Origin of the sequence: Blautia parvula (assembly GCF_020215665.1) — a bacterium.
GTDB lineage: Bacteria > Bacillota > Clostridia > Lachnospirales > Lachnospiraceae > Blautia > Blautia celeris.
Genome location: NZ_CP084061.1, coordinates 3,466,901 through 3,486,660, shown reverse-complemented (window position 1 = coordinate 3,486,660; position 19,760 = coordinate 3,466,901). Strand labels below are relative to the sequence as shown.

Genomic DNA, 19,760 nt, shown 5'->3' with positions numbered 1-19,760 from the left:
GCCTAATGGCAGGCTGTGTATCCGCCGTCGATGGGAATGCATACGCCTGTGATATATTTGGATTCATCTGAGCACAGGTAAAGGGCGCAGTTTGCCACGTCTTCCACAGAACCAAGGAATCCCAGAGGGGTATCTTTCAGGAACCAGTCGTGGAACTTTGTGTAGATCTCATCATTTTCCGGTGTATAGCAGAAATTAGGAGCCACACAGTTGAAGCGCACATGGTCTTTGGCATGCTGTGCAGCCATATCCTGAGTGATGATCTTGATGGCAGCTTTGGAAGCCGGGTAAGCCTGGCAGCCGCTTCCCACATAAGTGATACCCGTGGAGGAAGTGAAGTTCATGACAGTTCCGCCTCCCTGTTCGATAAAATACGGCACAAAGGTCTGAACAGAGTACACAAGCCCCATAACATTTGCCTTATAGACAATATCCCAGTTTTCCAGGAATCCGGGATGTCCGCTGTTCCAATCACCTGTCAGTGAGAATTCGGCGGCACCGTTCACCAGCACATTGCAGGTCTGGAATTTCCTGAGCGTCTCTTCCAGAATGATTTTCCAGTTCGCTTCCACGGATATGTCCAGGTTCAGTCCAAGAGCTTCGCCCCCATCTTCACAGATTTCCTTAGCTTTTTCCAGAACAACGGGTTTCTTGTCCACCAATACGACCTTTGCCCCTTCTCTGGCAAAGCTTCTGGCGATCCCTTCACACAGTCCCCCGCCGGCACCTGTAATGACAGCGACCTTGTTTTCCATACGACCCATAATAGTTACCTCCTCATTTTTTATGTTTGCTGAAGTCCAGCATTGTCAGGGAAGATATTTTGCTTTATTTTCCCTATGTACCAAGCATATCCCAGGCGCGGCGGAAATACAAAGGACTGAGGATGAAGGAAAGCAGAGGAAAATGAATTGTCAAAGTTTCATTTAAGTCAATAATTGTCAATAATTTCACAGGTGAAATTGCTTTTATCACACGAATTTGATATAATTCCAATTAAAGAGCCGGTTGATGTATCAGGAGGAGGAACGCCATGGAATTCAGTGCACTACTACAGAAATTGATTCGTATCTCGAATGTAAAACCGCAGGTCCTGGCAGACAGAATGGGATACGATGTCTCCTATATCAGCAAATGGCAGAGCGGTGCAAAACTGCCCTCGTCCAGAAATGCAGAGGAGCTGTTTGGGAAAATGGCTCATTTCTTTGCCGTCAACACAGAGGCAGCCCAGCAAAAAGAAATAAAAGAAGTTCTGGGACTGGAATATGACGGAGCAGGACTGGAAAAGGCCCTGGAAAAATGCCTTCTTCAGTCGCTCCTGAAGCAGAAGGAACAAAAGGAAGAGCACAGAAAGGTGCAGGAGCGGATTTCCTATGACTCCCTCTGGCAGGACCAGGAGACTGTGGCCGGTGCCGTGGGCGGAATGATCTATGAGCTCTGCAGCCGTGCGGAGAGGGACGTGGACATTATAGTGACCTGCCCATTCCAGGAGTACGTGACAAAGGAAAATGACTTTTTTAAAAAGCTGGAGGCGCTTGAGAAAAGAGGCATCACAGTCCGAATCCACCAGTTTATAGACATGGAGAAATTCAAAAAACAGACAGACGCCTACTGCCGCTGTATAGCCATGTACCTGAATGCCATCCATTCCGTCCGGTATGATTTCTACGAACTGCCCCACGAGCACGCGGACATTCCCGTGCTGGTCATAAAGAACGGCCTTCTTGTCACTGAGATACAGGAGCCGTTCACCAGGGAAAAATATACCACGGTCATAAGAAGCCTCCCTCTGGTCAATGCCTACTACGAAGCGGCATATGCCTGCCTCATCTCCAGGAAACCTCTGGTGGAAGAATACTCCGTACATAAAATGTACCAGGAAAAATATATCTTTGACTATATGATGCAGAACGAATACCGCTATCTTCTGCGCTCCATGCATATCATCCATCTGCCCGATGACATGCTCTGGGAGCTCTGCAGGAAATACACCGGGGATCAGGAAAGTGCCCTTCTTCAGTACAACATGAATAGGAACTCCTTCCAGGCACCGGTCACAGCGGTGGTATATAAGTCCACACTCATGGACTATATCTTTGACGGCAAGATCAACATTTTCGGGAAAGAGGCGGAAGTGGAGCGGGAATGGCGTGTTCGTCACATCACCCACCTCATAGAAGAGTTAGAAAAAAACAGCAGCATCCGGATTTTCCTTCTGGAAAACAACAATCCATATATCGGATACGATGACCTGCAGAGTACCATTTACTTCTGCCGGGACACCGTATTTGCCATGGCTGTCCAGAATGGAATATCCGGCTACTACCGTTTTTTCTCAAAGAAACTCATAGATCAGTTCAACGAATTTTACCGGCATATAGAAAACGCCGGTGATGAGTATCTGCTCCGCGGTCAAAAAGTCACAGACTTTCTGAGGCAGGGCCTGAAATTCATCTCATAACACTTATTTATCAACACATTCCCAGCGACCGGAAGCGCCGCAGGGCAGCACCAGTCCGCTTTCCCTGACGGGCAGCCCGATCTCCTGGGAATCCACCCTGCCATGGAACTTTTTCAGTTCTGTAGCCAGCATATAAGTCAACACTGCCGGCGCAAGTCCGGTGGTATAAGAATTCACCAGGAAGAAAAGCGGTTTGTCACTGAGAAGCTGTGCACACAGCTTGATCAGCGGATGAATCGCTTCTTCAATCTTCCAAATTTCGCCTTTAGGTCCTCTTCCGTAAGACGGCGGGTCCATGATAATGGCATCATAATGATTTCCCCTGCGTATCTCCCGTTCCACGAATTTCACACAGTCATCCACCAGCCACCGGATCGGCGCATCTCCAAGCCCGGAGGACACAGCATTTTCCTTAGCCCAGGAAACCATCCCCTTAGAGGCATCCACATGCGTGACCGCAGCCCCGGCGGCAGCGGCAGCCAGAGTTGCCCCTCCCGTATAGGCAAAGAGATTCAGCACTTTAACCGGCCTTCCGGCTTCCCGGATCTTTTTGGAAAACCAGTCCCAGTTCACCGCCTGCTCCGGAAAAAGCCCGGTATGCTTAAAACTGAAAGGTTTCAGGTTAAACGTAAGCTTCCCATACCGAATACACCACTGTTCCGGCAGATCAAAAAACTCCCATTCGCCTCCGCCCTTCTTACTCCGGTGATAATGTCCGTTCATCTTCTTCCACCCGCTGTTCTTCCTAGGCGTATCCCAGATCACCTGCGGATCCGGCCTCACCAGCAGATAATCCCCCCATCTCTCCAGCTTCTCCCCATCAGAAGTATCAATAATCTCATAATCCTTCCATCCATCAGCAATCCACATACTATAATCCTCTCAATCTTCCTTTATTCTTTATTCCGCAGCTCCAAACTGCCCTCTTCCCTACAAGTATTCCATTCCCTTTTCATCTTTCAAAAACCTTAAGCTCCTCAACCACTACGCCCTATCTTCTGCCAAACCAGAATCTAAAAAATCTTTTCTCTTTTTCTTTTTCCTCCAGTTTATCGTAACCAGGGAGCTTGCGCGCGGGAGGGAGGGGGATGTCATTTGCATTGCTGTATGTATTCCGAGGCTACACTTTGCGGAGATTGTGCGTCTGAAGCGGACTTTCAAGTCCGATACAGACGCACAATCTCCGCAAAGTGTAGAAATCGGCTTCATACGAAAGCAAACGACATCCCCCTCCCTCCCGCGCGCAAGCTCCCGTCCCCCCTTATCTATATAACTATACCTAGTCTAACCCAAAAAAGTCAAGCATACATTATCCAAGGAGGTGAACCCATGTACGAATCATTTACAACCCCCCAATTAGAAGAAACCTTCCACACCCACTCATCCACCGGCCTCTCCTCCACCGAGGCTGACGAGAGACTCCGCCAGTCCGGAGAAAACATACTCAAAAAAGGCAAAGACCAGACAATTCTGGACATGATCATGGAACAGCTCAACGACCCCATGATATTTATCCTGTTCATGGCCGCCGCAATCTCCATGCTCCTCCGCCAGTTCAGCGATACAGCTATTATTTTTGTAGTCATAGCCCTGAACACCACCGTAGGCGTCATCCAGGAGGGCAGAGCAAAAAAAGCCATGGATGCCTTAAAGAAAATGACAGCCCCATCCGCAGTCGTCAAACGTGACGGTATTTACAAGAAGATTCCTGCATCCTTTGTCGTTCCCGGAGACCTGGTCAAGATAGAGGCAGGAGACCAGGTACCGGCAGATATCCGTCTCATAAAAGTACAAGGTTTCCACACAAACGAGTCCGCACTCACCGGAGAATCTATGCCGGTCCAAAAGACAGATACCGTGTTGTCCCAGGGAATCCCCATGGCAGAGTGGAAGAACATCGCATTTATGTCAACCGAAGCTATGAAGGGAAGTGCCGAGGGCATTGTGGTAGCCACCGGCATGGAGACAGAGCTTGGCAAGATAGCCGGCATGATCAACGACACCCCGACAGAGCTGACACCCCTGCAGAAACGCCTGGGTGACCTGGGGAAAATCCTCAGCATTGTGGCAGTTGTCCTCTGCGCAGCCCTTTTCCTTCTGGGCGTTGTCCAGCACAGGAACATTCTGCAGATGCTTCTGGTAGCCATTTCCCTGGCTGTTGCAGCCATACCGGAGGGCCTTCCCGCTGTGGTTACCATTGTCCTTGCCCTGGGCGTTGCCCGCATGGTAAAGGTCAACACCATTATAAGGAAGCTTCCCGCAGTGGAGACTCTTGGCTCAGTGGGCATCATCTGTTCCGACAAAACAGGTACCCTCACAGAAAACAAGATGAAGGTAGTGGAAATCTACGGCGATGACCGCAAGCTTCCCCTGTCACAAGTCCGCCGCAGGGAATTTCCCCGCCTGATGGAGGGCTTTCTTCTGTGCAACAACAGTATGCTGGGAAAACAGGAGATCGGTGACTCCACAGAGCTTGCCCTTCTCCATATGGGTGAGGAAATGGGGTATAACCGGGAGAAATTAAAGGAACAATATCCACGTACCTATGAAATTCCCTTTGACTCTGAACGAAAATACATGGCAACCGTACACAGAGACGGCAGCAACGAGACGGTCTATGTGAAGGGGGCCTGTGATTATCTTTTGGAACGCTGCGCGTTTGTGGCAGTCCGGGGCAAAGCGGTTCCCATGACAGAAGTGCAGCGCATGAAGATCCGCATGGCAATGGAGGGAATGGCCCAGGACGGACTGCGCGTGCTGGCCCTTGCTTATAAGGAACATGTAAAAGATAAGAGCGAGTCAGCCCTCACAGGCAGCCTGGTGTTCGCAGGAATGGCCGGCATGATGGACCCGCCCAGAAAAGAAGTCACCCAGTCCATCCGCACTCTGAAAAAGGCAGGGGTACAGGTGGCGATGATCACAGGGGATTACAAAGACACAGCCCTGGCGGTTGCCAAAAAAATCGGTATCGCGGACTCCATGGACCAGTGCGTCACCGGCGCGGAGCTGGACAATATGAGCGAGGAGCGCTTTGCTAAAAAAATGAAAGACCTGCGGGTATTTGCCCGCGTGACCCCAGCCCATAAGGTGAAGATCGTCAGCCGTTTCCGGAAAAACGGACAGATCGTAGCCATGACCGGAGACGGTGTCAACGACGCGCCGTCCCTGCAGGCCGCTGACATCGGGATTGCCATGGGCAGAAACGGCACGGATGTGGCGAAAAATGCGGCGGATATGGTGCTGACAGATGACAACTTTTCCACCATTGAGAAGGCCATGGAAGAGGGCAGAGGCATTTACGTGAACATCAAGAAATCCATTCTGTTCCTTTTGTCCTCCAACTTTGGCGAGATCATCACTATGTTTGTGGCAGTCCTGCTTTCCCTGGAGACGCCCTTGAAGGCAAGTCATATCCTTTGGGTGAACCTGATCACAGACTCCCTGCCTGCGCTGGCCCTGGGAGTTGATAAAAATGATCCGGCGTCTCTCATGAGGAAGAAGCCCAGAGACCCCAATGAAGGGTTGTTTGCCCATGGGGGCTGGCTGTTCACTGTATTTTACGGTATGCTGATCAGCGCCATTACTCTTTATGCCTTCCACAGGGGCGGGCAGACCTATGCCTTTACCGTACTGGGGGTATCCCAGCTCTTCCACGCCATAGGAATGCGTGACAGGGATAAGTCCGTACTCAGAATGAACCATCTGGATAATCCATTCATGATACTGGCGTTTTTCCTGGGGCTTGCCCTTCAGGTCATGGTCACGGAGGTACCGTATTTTGTGCAGGCATTTCAGACGGTGCAGCTCTCCTTTGGGGAGTGGCAGTGGCTGCTGGGCATTTCCGCTATTCCGCTTCTTATGCACGAGATACTGCTCCTGCCCGGGCTTATCAGCGGCAGAAGAAAGCGACAGTGAGGAAAATGCAGGATTTCATTTGTTAAATTGCATATAAAAAACCATAAACCCGATAAAAAGGGGAAAAAATTACCAAAAATGCAAGAAGTTCTTGACATTAAGTCATATTCTATCATACAATACCACATAACGAAGCATAATTGCAGGAGAGCTGCACGGAACACTTTACCGGGGCAGTGATTAAAATTATGAAGATTACCAGGAGGAGAGCCATGACGCCGTATAAAGAACTGAGCAGAGAGCAGCTGCAGGCTATGAAAGCCGATTTGGAAAAACAATTTGAGGAAGTAAAAGCAAAAGGACTGAATCTGGATATGTCCAGAGGAAAACCGTCCAAGAAGCAGCTTGAGCTGGCAATGGATATGCTGGAGGAGTTAAAGAGCACTGATAAACTGAAATGTGAAACAGGGATTGACTGCCGTAACTACGGTCTGCTGGATGGTATTCCGGAAGCAAGAAGACTGCTGGGAGCCATGACTGAGGTTTCCGCAGACCAGATCGTGATCTTCGGCAATTCCAGTCTAAACGTTATGTTCGACACCGTTTCCCGTTCCATGACTCACGGTGTATGCGGCAGCACTCCGTGGTGCAAGTTAGATAAAGTAAAATTCCTGTGCCCTGCACCGGGATATGACCGTCACTTTAAGATCACAGAATATTTCGGCATAGAGATGATCACAGTTCCCATGACTCCCACAGGCCCGGACATGGATATGATAGAGGAACTGGTAAGCGCTGACCCGGCCATCAAGGGTGTGTGGTGTGTGCCGAAATATTCCAATCCGCAGGGTATCACCTACTCTGAGGAGACTGTAAAACGCTTTGCCAGACTGAAACCGGCAGCGGAAGATTTCCGTATTTTCTGGGATAACGCTTACTGCATCCATCATTTATATGAGGAGCAGGATTTCCTTTTGGAGATTCTGGAGGAATGTGAGAAAGCAGGCAATCCGGACCTGGCGTACAAATTCATTTCCACTTCAAAAGTCAGCTTCCCTGGCTCCGGTATTGCAGCCGTTGCGTCTTCTCCGAGAAACCTGGCTGATTTCAGAAAACATATGGCGATCCAGACCATCGGCCATGACAAGATCAACCAGTTAAGACATGTGCGCTTCTTCAAGGACATTGAGGGCATGCACGAGCATATGAGAAAACACGCGGAGATTCTGCGTCCGAAATTCGAGGCAGTGGAGAACACACTGGAGAAAGAGATCGGCGGGGCAGGAATCGGAACATGGACCACACCCAAAGGCGGATACTTCATCTCCTTTGACTCCATGGAGGGCTGTGCAAAGGATATCGTAGCCAAGGCAGCAGAGGCAGGCGTGAAGATGACAGAGGCAGGCGCAACCTTCCCATACGGCGTTGACCCTCATGACAGCAACATTCGTATTGCACCCAGCTTCCCCACACCGGAAGAACTGCAGCTTGCTACAGAGATTTTTGTACTCAGTGTAAAACTGGTCAGCATAGACAAACTTCTGGCAGAATAAATCCTGCAGAACAGACATAGCGTATGATAAAACAGGGCAGAACTTTTGCAGAACAGCAGAGGTTCTGCCTTATTGTGTGAAGCAGTATTTCTATTTCGTTACAGAAGTATCTGTAAATTTCGGATAATTTACAGAAATGTGATATTTTAATGAATTTTGCATAAAACACTTTACTTCGACAATCAAAATGAAATAGAATAGAAAACGAAGGACAGGTATTTGTCCCGTTGCAGAGCAATTTACAATGGGCGGATACACGTGGCGGAACAGACGTCTGAACCGTTACGGATAGAAAAAGTTATAACATAAGGGGTAGAGGTTATGAAAAAAAAGAAAGGGAAAAAGGGTAAGTACACGAAGGCAAAGAAAATTGTACTGGGCATACTGATTGGATATATTGCACTTATGGTGCTTGGATACATAGCCGGTGTCGTATACTTTACCAAACATTTCTATCTGGGTTCCCAGATAAACGGAATGAATGCCTCCGGCAAGAGCGTGGAGGCTGTGGAGGACAGCATTGTGGATGAGATTGCATCCTATACCCTGCATTTAAAGGAGCGGGACGGCAGGACAGAATCCATAGTGGCGTCACAGATGAACATGCAGTATGTAGATGACGGCAAGATCCAGGAGCTGAAGGACAAGCAGAATCCGTTTCTATGGTTCCTGTCATTTGCGCATCAGAACGATTATGATATGTCAGCCACCACGACCTATGACAAAGATATGCTGTACGCGGCAGTGGATGCCCTGGAGGCATTCCAAGAGGCGAATATCACGCAGCCTGCAGATGCTTACCTGGGTGATACGGATACGGGATATGAGATCGTCCCTGAGGTGATGGGAAATGCCCTGGATAAGGACAAGGTAAAAGAACAGATCCTGAAAGCCATTGACGGAGGAAAGACGGAGCTGGATCTGGAGGCTGAGGACTGTTATCTGAAGCCCACAGTATACAGCACGGACGAGAATCTGATCAAACAGCGGGACCAGAGCAATGCATATCTGGGCGTTACCGTGACCTTTGATTTCTCTGACAGGCAGGAAGTGGTGAACAAGGATGTGATTAAGAACTGGCTTACCACGGACGAGAACGGTGATGTGGTTCTGGATGAGGAGAAAGCAAAAGAGTATGTGGTGGAAATGGCAAAGAAATATGACACCTTCGGCTATCCCCGTCAGTTTGTGACCTCCACAGGGGAGACCATCACAGTCAGCGGCGGTGATTACGGCTGGCTCATCGCAAGAAATGACACCACTGCCAAACTGGTTGAGGCTATAAAGAGCGGCCAGTCCCAGACCATGGAGCCTGAGTATACCTACAGAGGCTATGTGAGGGATACCAATGATATTGGAAATACATACGTGGAGATCAGCCTTCAGGCACAGCACATGTGGTTCTACAAGGACGGACAGCTTCTGGTGAGCACCGATGTAGTCACAGGAAACCACAACCAGGGATGGGATACCCATACGGGAATCTACGGCATTATGTATAAAGAAAGAAATGCCACACTGGTAGGCGAAAATTATTCCTCACCGGTTCAATATTGGATGCCCTTCTATGCCAATACAGGAATCCATGACGCGGACTGGAGAGACAGCTTCGGAGGTTCTGAATACATCAACAACGGCTCCCACGGCTGCGTCAATACGCCGCCGTCCAATGCGGAGAAGATTTATAACAACATAGAAAAAGGTGTGCCGGTTGTGGTATACTGATAGAAAGGCAGGCAGGTGAATTTTCACCTGCCTGCCTGCTTTCATGTTCCCCAGAGGAAGGGAACTTTGTGGATTCCGTTTCCCCCGGGAAAGTGAGTGGGGCTGCCAAAATTTATTTATCGGGTTTTCGTCCAGGCACCGCTTGAGTTGACATAATAATTGCCAATCCATGTGTTTTCAGCCATAGCGCCTGAGCCGTTTAAGTAATACCAGGTTCCGTTTACCTTGATCCATCCGGTAGCCATAGCACCTGAGAATGTCAGGTAGTACCATTTTCCGCTGTCTTTGATCCATCCGGTAGCCATAGCACCTGAGGATGTGAGATAGTACCAGCTGCTGCCGAGTTTGACCCATCCGGTAGCCATGCGGCCGGATGCGTTGAGGTAATACCAGTTATTTCCCAGTCTGATCCATCCGGTGGCCATAGAACCTGAGCCTGTGAGATAATACCAGCTTCCGTCTACTTTCGCCCATCCGGTAGCCATAGCGCCCGATGATGTGAGATAATACCAGTCATTTCCCGGTTTGATCCATCCGGTAGCCATAGCGCCTGAGGATGTGAGGTAATACCAGGTCTGGCCTGATTTGATCCATCCGGTAGCCATAGCGCCTGAATTTGTAAGATAATACCAGGTGCCGTTTACGCTGACCCATCCGGTAGCCATAGCGCCGTTATTGTGGAGATAATACCAGCAGCAGCCTACTTTGACCCAACCGGTAGCCATAGCGCCTGAATTTGTCAGATAGTACCAGGTATTTCCTTCGCGGAACCAGCCTGTGCGCATGTATCCGTCTGCGTCAAATGCATACCATTTGCCGTCAATGGATTCCCATTTGCCTGCAGGCCATTTTCCGTTGCCGTAGTCATACCACCAGCCTTTGGCATTTTGTTTCCAAACACCTTTTGCGGCTTTTTTCAGATTAGAGATAGCTTTCTGAATGCTGTTGGCAGCTTTGTCAATATCTTTCTGAGAAGCTTTTTTGTTATTTAATACTTTTTTGCCTGCATCGACTGCTTTGGTGAGATTCTTCCAGGAAGATGCAGTGTAGTCACTCTGTTTCAGTTTTGCAGCCTTGTCCAGTGCGGCTTTTAAGGATGCAGTATTTGTCTTGGTGACTTTTTTGAGATTGTCCATAGTTTTCTGGATAGAAGTTGCTGCATCAGCAATGTCTTTATCAGAAGCTTTCTTATCATCCAGAACCTGTCTGCCTTTTTCGACAGCGTTTGTAAGGGTCTTCCAGGATGCAGCGGTATAATCGCTTTTCTTTAATTTTGCCGCTTTGTCCAGAAGTGTTTTCAGTGCGGTTTTGTCTGCTTCCGGCTTAACTTCCAGGCCGTCGATGGCACTGCGGATCGCTGCGGCAGCATCCTCTATTTCTTCAGCGAAAGCCGAAGCATCGTCCATAAGTGCTTTTCCCGCAGTCAGGGCATCTGATAAGCTGTTCCAGCTTTCTGTGGTATAATCTTCAGCATTTAATGCCTCAGCTTCTGCGATGACTGCTTCCAGAGCAGATTTATCAGTCGCTTCCTGCTGATCCTGAAGGAAGGTTACCTTTGCAAGCTGGATATCTGTGTTCTGTACTTCTTTCACTTCGCCTGAATTCAGAGTGTATGTGACACCTTTATAATTCGGGAAGGTAACTTTTACATAATTAGTATCTTCCGGAAGTCCGTAAGCGTCAAATGTGATGCGGGCATAGCTCGGATAAGCTTCCGGGAAGTTGTTTACAGTTGTTACGTTTTCAAACTTAGTCCAGTCTTTTCCGTTCGGAGAAGTGTATACCCGGAAATCAAGGGAGGCGCCATTCTGCAGTGTTTCCCTTATGCATTTGCCTTTGTCTGTCCATGCGCTTCCGTCCCATACGGCATAGTCGCTGAGCGTCTGATAGTAAGCTGTCAGATGCGCGTCTTTTACACCCGGGATTTTATATACAAGGGACTGGTCTTCTGCGTTCTCTTTTACGGCAACTCTGCTGTCTTCGTATCTTGGCTGTCCGCCGTAATAGAAGTTGTCTTTGTCCTCATAAGGAGCATCTCCTTTTGTGAGTGCCATAAGACCGTCTGTTGCGGAGGATGCACTGATAAAGTAGTCGTCATTTGTTCCGCCCGAAATATCTGTCAGATCGTCAAAGCGTGCAACTGCCTGACCTTCGGTCTGGTATACACGTACCCAGTCAACCAGGAAATCACTGTCCTGTTTTGTATCCTGTTTGCTGTAGTCTACATCGCCGACCCAGCCGTCGCCTACCTGTGTTTCCAGAATCGGGAACATGGGGCGTGTGTGCATGCCGTCTCTGCCGTCATCTCTGGCCTGGGTAGTTTTGTGTACCTGGTTGCCGTCGATAAAGAAGGTGATAGCCTCCGGATCCCATTCTACTTCAAATACATGGAAATCCTGGCACCATGCTTCATAATTGTTGGTGGCAATACCGTGAGAGCCTTTGTTGTAGCTCAGAATACCGAAATGGTTGGTGGTCCAGGCTGACCATGCATCCTGTCCCAGGTATTCCAGCACGTCGATTTCGTCATGTCCTGTCTCATCCTGGCACAACATCCAGATAGCAGGCCAGATACCCTTGGAATCGTTTGGTTTCGCGCGGACTGCCATGCGTCCGAACTGGAAGGAGAACTTATTCTTGGACTCCAGACGGCCGGATGACCATGTGACTTTCTCTGCCAGTTCCTGTGAGCCGTACTGATCCCAGCCTACAGCGTCGATCAGCGCGTCTGTGGATTCATAGTTTTTGGAGTTGATAGCCAGGCAGCTTTCGTCTCCATCCTTTACGATGCTGACTGCGCCTTTGTTGTAAATGGCTGCATGGTTTGCCATGCCGTCAATAATATTCCATTTGGATTCATCAACGCTGTCGCCGTCAAACTCATCTGCCCATACAAGGGTATCATATTTGGAATCCGGTGCGGTGTATTCCGGTTTGGATTCGTCGTAGGATTTTCCCGTAGCCCAGATTTCCACTTCGGAATATTTGGTGGGGCTGTTGTTGTCTTTGTTTACTGTGAAGCGCACGCATTTTCCCGTGACCGGTGTGTCCAGGGTGATGGTCTGCATGTCAGGACCCTGTGTCCAGTTATACTCCTGGAATACAGTCTGGCCTGCGCTTGTCGGAGAAGAGGATACGGAGACCTTAACGGACTGGTAGGTGCCCTCTTCAAGCTTGAAGCAGATCTCTTTCATCTGATATGCGTTTTTGTATTCAAACTGCAGCCAGCGTTCACCGGTGCTGTTGTGAACTGCATAGTTGTCATCCACTGCGCCGTCTGTGATCGCCTCTATCTTAGTAGGGGTCAGACCGCGGACGTATGGAAGTTTGCCCAGGGCGATGTTCTGCGCTTCTTCTTCGGGAGGCGGAGCGGGAACTTCGGATTTCGGAATGCTGGCAATGACTTCTATTTCATTAAAGAGAATGCCATTGCTGTAGCCTTTCCATGAGCTGTTGGTATTCTGGATATAATGTCCTCTCTGCCAGATACGGATATACTGTGCAGATACGATTTCCGGGAGTGTGATAACCTGAGGCTGTCCCTTGTTGGAGGTGGTTTCCTCATAATCAGCCGTATCGGATACGATGGTGCTCTCTGCAAAATCTTCTGTGGAGGAGAGCTCTACTTTTACATCCTTGAAGGTAGAAACCGCATTGGGATAAGTGTTATGGTATAGGTCGATCTCTTTTACGTCCCGGACTTTACCGAAATCATACTGGAGATAGACGTGGTCCCATCCGGAATAGCCGTTGTCATTACCGCCGATTTCCTGGCCTGCAATGATCTTGGTATTGTTGGAATCATCCTCACTGCCTGATTTCACACCGTCGGTGGCTGCTTCCGGGTTCAGGATCTGTACCTGGGGAACCGTAGAACCTCCGGTTACGATCTGGTGAGGTGTATTGGAGGTAGGAATCAGGCCGGTCATAATGTTGGCGTCTACCATTTCCTCATCATCACCGGGATCCGGATCAGGGGCAGGCTGTTCCTGTTCCACAGAAGCGATGACTTCGATCTCTGTAAAGAGGACGCCGCTGCTGTAGCCTTTCCATGCACTGTTTGTGTTTTCTATGTAGTGGCCTTTTCCCCATACACGGAGATAGCGGGCTTCAATCTCTGTTTCAGGCGCCAGATACTGAGATTCGCCTTTGGTATCAACGGTTTCCAAAAAGTCTTCCCCGTCAGGATCTCCATAGAGGATGGTACTGTCTGAGAAATCCTCAGAGGTTGATACTTCTACCTTTACATCCTTGAAGGTGGAAGTTGCAGCCGGATAAGTGTTTCGGTACAGATCCACAGCTTTTACGCTGTATACATCACCGAAATCATACTGAAGGTATACCGGATTCCACTGGGAATAGCCATTGTCATCACCGCCGATTTCAGCCCCGGCATCGATCCGGGTGTTGTTGGCATCCACATCACTGTCGTAGTTGATGCCGTCTGTGGCAGCTTCGGGATTCGTGATGCCTCCCTCAGCATTTGTGGTGGGAATCAGACCCTGCAGGATATTTTTATCCACGGTTATGGTATCGGCTTTGACTGCGGCAGGTGATAGATTTCCGGCGGTCAGTGCCAGTGCCATGAAGAACGACAGGGCTTTAGAGGCTTTCTTGTTTCTTTTCATACTTGCGCTCCTTTCTTAATACTGCTTTACATTACCCTTTTCACCGGACATGCATAATGCTATAATAAATATAGTCTGATTTTATGAATGCAGAGGTGCAAAGGAGGAAATTCAGAATGGACAGCGGACATAAGGATACCGAGGTAAAATATACGGAGTCTCCAAAATATCAATGCCTGGAATTTCTCAGAAAGAATTCCGTGGAGCTCTATCTGGCTTACTGCGGCAGGGAAATCTGCGAGGCCGGGCATACGTACGGACCGGCTGTCCGTCAGGAATATCTTCTGCACTATGTTATAAGCGGGAAGGGCACTTTTACGGCAGATGGAAAGACAACAGAGCTTGGAGCCCATGATGCGTTTCTGATCATGCCGGAGGAGACTACTGTATACAGGGCGGATGCCAAAGAACCCTGGTCTTATGTCTGGGCAGCATTTGACGGCATCCGGGCGTATGAATGCCTGGAACATGCCGGTTTTTCTGCTGAGCAGAGAGTCGGTCATTTTGAGCAGGAGGAAGCACTGACTGCCTGCGTGGATGCCATGCTGGCAGCCCATCAGCTTACCTATGCCAATGACCTGGTGCGCCAGAGCCAGCTTGCCCTTTTTCTGGCAGGTATGATCCGGGAATATCAGACTTCACATAATACCAGACAGCAGTTCAATGATTACCACCGGCAGGAATATGCGGACTATGCAGCTGCCTATATTGAGCAAAATTACCATAAAGATATCAGCGTCAATGACATGTGCAGCTATATCGGCATTACGCGCAGCTACCTGACAAAGATATTCAAACAGGTTCATCACGTTTCCCCCTATGACTACCTGCTGGGTGTCAGGATGAATAAAGCCTCCCTGCTCCTGCAGACCACCGCGCTGCCGATCAAGCAGATCGCGGAAATGGTGGGATATAAAGACGCGCTGGTATTTTCCAAAGCGTTTAAGCAGAAAATAGGAACCAGCCCCAGAGCATTCCGGGATTCCTCAGCTACCCTTGTTTTGTCGCATACCAAAAATGCATGACAGGAAGGAAACAGCACATTTGTGCATATGTCCTTATATTCCCCGATACATTTCAGTATCCATTCTGAATATGACCCAACCAGTATCAGACTTGTTGGACTACCATATAGTTTACTGTAAAAAGTGCATAGAATATATGACTTTTTATCCTGTTTATATGTCAAAATATACTTTTGACAGAAAAAATATGTAATAAAGTTGGTAAATATGGATAAAAGTGGTGGAGAAAATATAGATATAATAGATAAAATGATGGAGAAATGTTGGGGAGAATATGTGAAAAAGTATTTCTGCAGGTAAAAAAGTAACGCACATGCCGTGTCATATTTATTGCAGATCATGTCCTTAGACGGCATCATCATTGACAAAAAAGTTTAAATTGATTAGTATAAAAAGAGCAAAGAAACCGAATGGCTGCATAAGGGAGAAAGAGTATGAATATAGTTGTTTTAGCAGGCGGCAGCAGTACAGAGAGGGAAGTCTCCATTGTGTCCGGACAGGGCATCTGCACAGCTCTGCGCAGAAGAAATCACAAAGCGGTACTGGTAGACGCTTATTTTGGAAAAGAAAGCTGGGGAGAGGAATTGTTCCCCCAGACATATGATATAGATGCGGAAGTTGTTTACATGCAGGAAAAGAGCAGGGAACTGGAGGAGACCGTAAAAAGCAGGAAAGAATTCTTCGGTCCCGGCGTACTTGACATCTGCAAAGCGGCAGACATGGTGTTCCTGGCTCTGCACGGCTCCAACGGGGAGGACGGCAAGGTACAGTCCGTATTCGACCTCATGGGAATCCCCTACACCGGTTCCGGTCCGCTGAGCAGCGGAATGGCCATGGACAAGGGAATCACGAAAATGGTATTTGAGGCAAAGGGAGTGCCCACTCCAAAAGGCGTAACTCTGCAGAAGGGAAAATGCAGCAGCGAGCTGGCAGACTATGACATGGACTTCCCGGTGATCGTGAAGCCATGCTGCGGAGGTTCCAGCGTGGGTGTCTGTATTGCCAAGAATCAGGAAGAATATGAGACTGCCCTTGAGGAGTCCTTTTCCTATGAAAATGAGGCGGTTGTGGAGCAGTTTATCGAGGGGCGTGAGTTCTCTGTGGCTGTCGTGGACGGCAAAGCTTATCCGGTTATTGAGATCGCTCCGCTGCAGGGATTTTATGATTATAAGAACAAATACGAGGCGGGATCCACCATTGAGACCTGTCCGGCGGAGATTTCCGAGTCACTGACCAGGGAAATGCAGAGATACGCGGAGCAGGGCTACAAGGCACTGGGACTGCAGGCCTACGGCAGACTGGATTTCATCATGGACAAAGACGGAAACATGTACTGCCTGGAGGCAAACACCCTGCCGGGAATGACGCCCACAAGCCTGATTCCCCAGGAGGCAAAGGCACTGGGAATGGATTATCCGGAACTGTGCGAGAAACTGATCGAGGTTTCCCTGAAAAAATATAAATAACCAGAGGTGTGCCATGAAAAATCTGACATTAGAAAATATAGCCAAAGCCTGCGGCGGCATATATGTGGGCAGCGAAGAGATGAAGGACCGGGAAGTACAGGGAATCGTAACGGACAGCAGAAAAGCAGAGCCGGGGTTCCTGTTTGTTCCTATTAAAGGTGCACGTGTGGATGCCCATGATTTTATTGACAGTGTGATGGCAAATGGAGCCCTGTGCACCCTCACGGAGAAGGACATCGGAAAAAAAAGCTTTCCTTATATAAAGGTGCATTCTTCTCTTCAGGCTGTAAAGGACATTGCGGAGTTCTATCTGAAGCAGCTTGACATTCCGGTGGTGGGGATCACAGGGAGTGTGGGCAAGACCAGCACCAAAGAAATGATCGCCGCTGTGCTGGAACAGAAGTACAAGGTGTTAAAGACAAAAGGAAATTTCAACAATGAACTGGGAGTTCCTCTGACCGTTTTCGGCCTGCGCCCGGAGCATGAGATCGCGGTCCTGGAAATGGGAATCAGCGACTTCGGAGAAATGCACCGCCTGGCTAAAATCGCGCGGCCGGATACCTGTGTGATCACCAATATCGGCCTGTGCCATCTGGAGTTTCTGAAATCCAGAGACGGCATCCTGAAAGCCAAGACAGAGATCTTCGATTACCTGGAGCCGGATGGTCATGTTGTCCTGAATGGGGATGACGATAAGCTGATCACAGTCAAAGAGGTTAACGGAATTGCGCCGGTATTCTTCGGCGTGATGAACCATCAGGGGATTTGGGCGGATGAGATCAGGAGCATGGGATTAAAAGGAATTTCCTGCCGTATCCACGCAGGAAATGAGAGTTTCCAGGTTTTGGTACCTATTCCCGGACGCCATATGGTATACAATGCACTGGCCGGAACTGCCGTAGGTCTTATCTATGGAATGAACCTGGAGGGGATAAAAAAAGGGATTGAGAGTCTGCAGTCTTTGAGCGGCCGCTTCCATATTATAGAGACCGGAAAAAAGACCATTGTAGATGACTGCTATAATGCCAATCCGGTATCCATGAAGGCTTCCCTGGATGTGCTGCAGGATGCGCTGGGAAGAAAAGTGGCCATACTGGGAGACATGGGTGAACTTGGAAAAGACGAGGTGGAGATGCACCGGGAAGTCGGGGTATATGCCGCGGCGAGAGACATTGATAAGATCATCTGTGTAGGTGAACTGGCAGGGGATATGGCTGAGGCAGCCAGGCTGGCGGCGCCTGCCAAAGACATTGTTCATTTTGCAGAAAAGGAAACTCTGCTGGAGGCTCTGCCGGGTATCATTCAGGATGGAGATACCATTTTGGTGAAAGCATCACATTTCATGGAGTTTGAAAAAGTGGTGGAATGCCTGGAGAAGCTTTAAAATACAGGAAAAATGATTGACAAGAACTTCAGGTGTGTGAGATACTGAAGTTGATAATAAGAATAGTCTTAAAAAGTGGAAGCCCTTGCCGGCAGAGATGTCGGCGAGGGCTTTCACTTTGGTAACGTTGTAATTGGTATTTGCAGGAGTTCGCGCGGAGGCGGGCTCCTTTTTTGAACCGCATTATTTTAGAAATGCGACATCTAAAGACAAGAAAAAGTATTAACAAAAATAATATTCCGGTCTTTAGTCAAAACTAAGTTTAACGCTAAAAGTCTTTAAAGTCAATATGCCAAAAAATAATGGCAATTTTTTGGCTATTTTTAGTATATTCTGGACTTCTGGAAAACTTTACCGGATATAAAATGAAAACCACGGTATTTTTTCATTATTAATAGATAATCATTAGTGGTCAAAAAAATGGTCTGAATTCATTTAAGAAATTCTTAATTTTAAGGAGGTCAATATGCCAAGAAGAGGCGAAAATATCAGAAAACGAAAAGACGGCCGCTGGGAAGCCCGATATATAAAAGGGCGTGACATAGACGGCAAGATCCATTACGGATATCTGTACGGCAAATCTTACATGGAAGTAAAAGACAAGAAAGCCAAAATCATATCTGAAACTCCTAATTTGCCTATGTACACCAGCCGGTCCTCCGCCCCACCCCAGGATGACCGGATCCGTACAGTGAGTATACAGTGGAAAGCACATATCCGCTATACCGTAAAGGAGAGCACATATTCCAACTACGAAGAGATCCTGGACAACCATATTCTCCCCATTCTGGGCAATATGCAGGTCAGAAAAATCACAAACCACACCATATCAGGCTTTGTACAGAGGGAACTGGAGCAGGGCATGGCATACGGCAGTATCCATGTTATCATAAGTGTGCTCAAAAATCTCCTCCGGTATGCCCAGGAGTTCAGCTTTTTCCCGGCTGAACCTCTTAAGTTCCCCCGTATTCCCTCAAGCAGCAGCGATATACAGATCATGAGCAGTGAGGATTACAAAAAGCTGGATACCTTCCTGCAGAGTGATATGGACTCCTTTTCCTTCGGCATCCTGCTGTGTATGTATACCGGCATCCGGGTCGGAGAACTGAGCGGGCTCAAATGGGAAGACATTGATTTCACCCGGTGCAGGCTCCATATCCGCCGCACAGTGACACGCGTCAAAAACCTGAACATGCTCATGACCGACGGGAAAAAAGAATGTTCCCGCACCCATTTAAACATCGGCACACCAAAAACAGCGACCTCCATCCGCATAATCCCTCTTCCCGACAGGCTTCTGGAACTGGCAGCTCCTCTGAAAAAAGACGGCAGATTTTTTATCCTGACAGGCACGGAAAAATGCATGGAGCCAAGAACCATACAACGACGATACGCAGCCCTGCTGAAAAAATGTGAGATTCCCCACATCAAGATCCACGCGCTGCGCCACCAGTTCTCATGCCGCTGGATCGAACAGGGTTTTGACACAAAGTCCCTCTCCGAAATCCTGGGCCACACTTCCGTAAAGACAACGCTGGACTTATACGTCCACATTCAGCCCGACACCAAGCGCAGATATATGAACCAGCTCACAAATCTGTGAAACCAACTCATTCATGGTCATCAAAGTGGTCAGAAGCCGCGAAATGCGCCTTCTGACCTG

General features: G+C 48.5%; 11 protein-coding genes. 8 read left to right on the top strand and 3 right to left on the bottom strand.

The features are described 5' to 3' along the window. Positions 1–2 precede the first annotated feature (2 nt). Positions 3–764, bottom strand: a complete 762-nt coding sequence (locus tag LC508_RS16040) for an SDR family NAD(P)-dependent oxidoreductase (protein WP_054351520.1) — start codon at positions 762–764, stop codon at positions 3–5. Positions 765–1,033: 269 nt separating this feature from the next. On the opposite strand from LC508_RS16040, the gene LC508_RS16035 reads away from it, so the two are divergent. Further along, on the top strand, positions 1,034–2,461 hold the full coding sequence (locus LC508_RS16035) for a hypothetical protein (RefSeq protein WP_103731005.1): 1,428 nt from the start codon (positions 1,034–1,036) through the stop codon (positions 2,459–2,461). 3 nt (positions 2,462–2,464) lie between these two features. On the opposite strand, the gene LC508_RS16030 is transcribed toward LC508_RS16035, so the two are convergent. After that, positions 2,465–3,331: a class I SAM-dependent methyltransferase gene (locus LC508_RS16030; RefSeq protein ID WP_033139813.1), complete on the bottom strand. Its 867-nt coding sequence runs from the start codon at positions 3,329–3,331 to the stop codon at positions 2,465–2,467. A gap of 459 nt (positions 3,332–3,790) precedes the next feature. Between LC508_RS16030 and LC508_RS16025 the strand changes: the two genes are divergently transcribed. The 3 genes from LC508_RS16025 to LC508_RS16015 all read left to right on the top strand — a co-directional run bounded on the left by LC508_RS16025 (position 3,791) and on the right by LC508_RS16015 (position 9,594). Beyond that, on the top strand, positions 3,791–6,376 hold the full coding sequence (locus tag LC508_RS16025; RefSeq protein ID WP_103731222.1) for a cation-translocating P-type ATPase: 2,586 nt from the start codon (positions 3,791–3,793) through the stop codon (positions 6,374–6,376). Positions 6,377–6,588: 212 nt separating this feature from the next. After that, the gene (locus LC508_RS16020; RefSeq protein ID WP_033139811.1) at positions 6,589–7,869 is read left to right on the top strand and encodes an aminotransferase class I/II-fold pyridoxal phosphate-dependent enzyme; all 1,281 of its coding nucleotides are present in this window, start codon (positions 6,589–6,591) and stop codon (positions 7,867–7,869) included. Between the two features lie 321 nt (positions 7,870–8,190). After that, on the top strand, positions 8,191–9,594 hold the full coding sequence (locus tag LC508_RS16015) for a L,D-transpeptidase family protein (protein ID WP_033139810.1): 1,404 nt from the start codon (positions 8,191–8,193) through the stop codon (positions 9,592–9,594). A gap of 116 nt (positions 9,595–9,710) precedes the next feature. On the opposite strand, the gene LC508_RS16005 is transcribed toward LC508_RS16015, so the two are convergent. Further along, positions 9,711–14,222 (bottom strand): family 16 glycosylhydrolase, encoded by a 4,512-nt coding sequence (locus LC508_RS16005; protein ID WP_103731223.1) that lies wholly within the window; start codon positions 14,220–14,222, stop codon positions 9,711–9,713. Between the two features lie 116 nt (positions 14,223–14,338). Between LC508_RS16005 and LC508_RS16000 the strand changes: the two genes are divergently transcribed. The 4 genes from LC508_RS16000 (at position 14,339) to LC508_RS15985 (ending at position 19,700) form a co-directional block, all read left to right on the top strand. Beyond that, the gene (locus LC508_RS16000; protein ID WP_158587271.1) at positions 14,339–15,247 is read left to right on the top strand and encodes an AraC family transcriptional regulator; all 909 of its coding nucleotides are present in this window, start codon (positions 14,339–14,341) and stop codon (positions 15,245–15,247) included. Positions 15,248–15,681: 434 nt separating this feature from the next. Beyond that, positions 15,682–16,713 (top strand): D-alanine--D-alanine ligase family protein, encoded by a 1,032-nt coding sequence (locus tag LC508_RS15995; RefSeq protein WP_103731225.1) that lies wholly within the window; start codon positions 15,682–15,684, stop codon positions 16,711–16,713. A 13-nt stretch (positions 16,714–16,726) separates the two neighbouring features. Further along, complete coding sequence (locus LC508_RS15990) at positions 16,727–18,097, top strand: UDP-N-acetylmuramoyl-tripeptide--D-alanyl-D-alanine ligase (RefSeq protein WP_103731226.1); 1,371 nt, start codon at positions 16,727–16,729, stop codon at positions 18,095–18,097. Positions 18,098–18,563: 466 nt separating this feature from the next. After that, on the top strand, positions 18,564–19,700 hold the full coding sequence (locus LC508_RS15985; protein WP_052099653.1) for a tyrosine-type recombinase/integrase: 1,137 nt from the start codon (positions 18,564–18,566) through the stop codon (positions 19,698–19,700). Positions 19,701–19,760 lie beyond the last annotated feature (60 nt).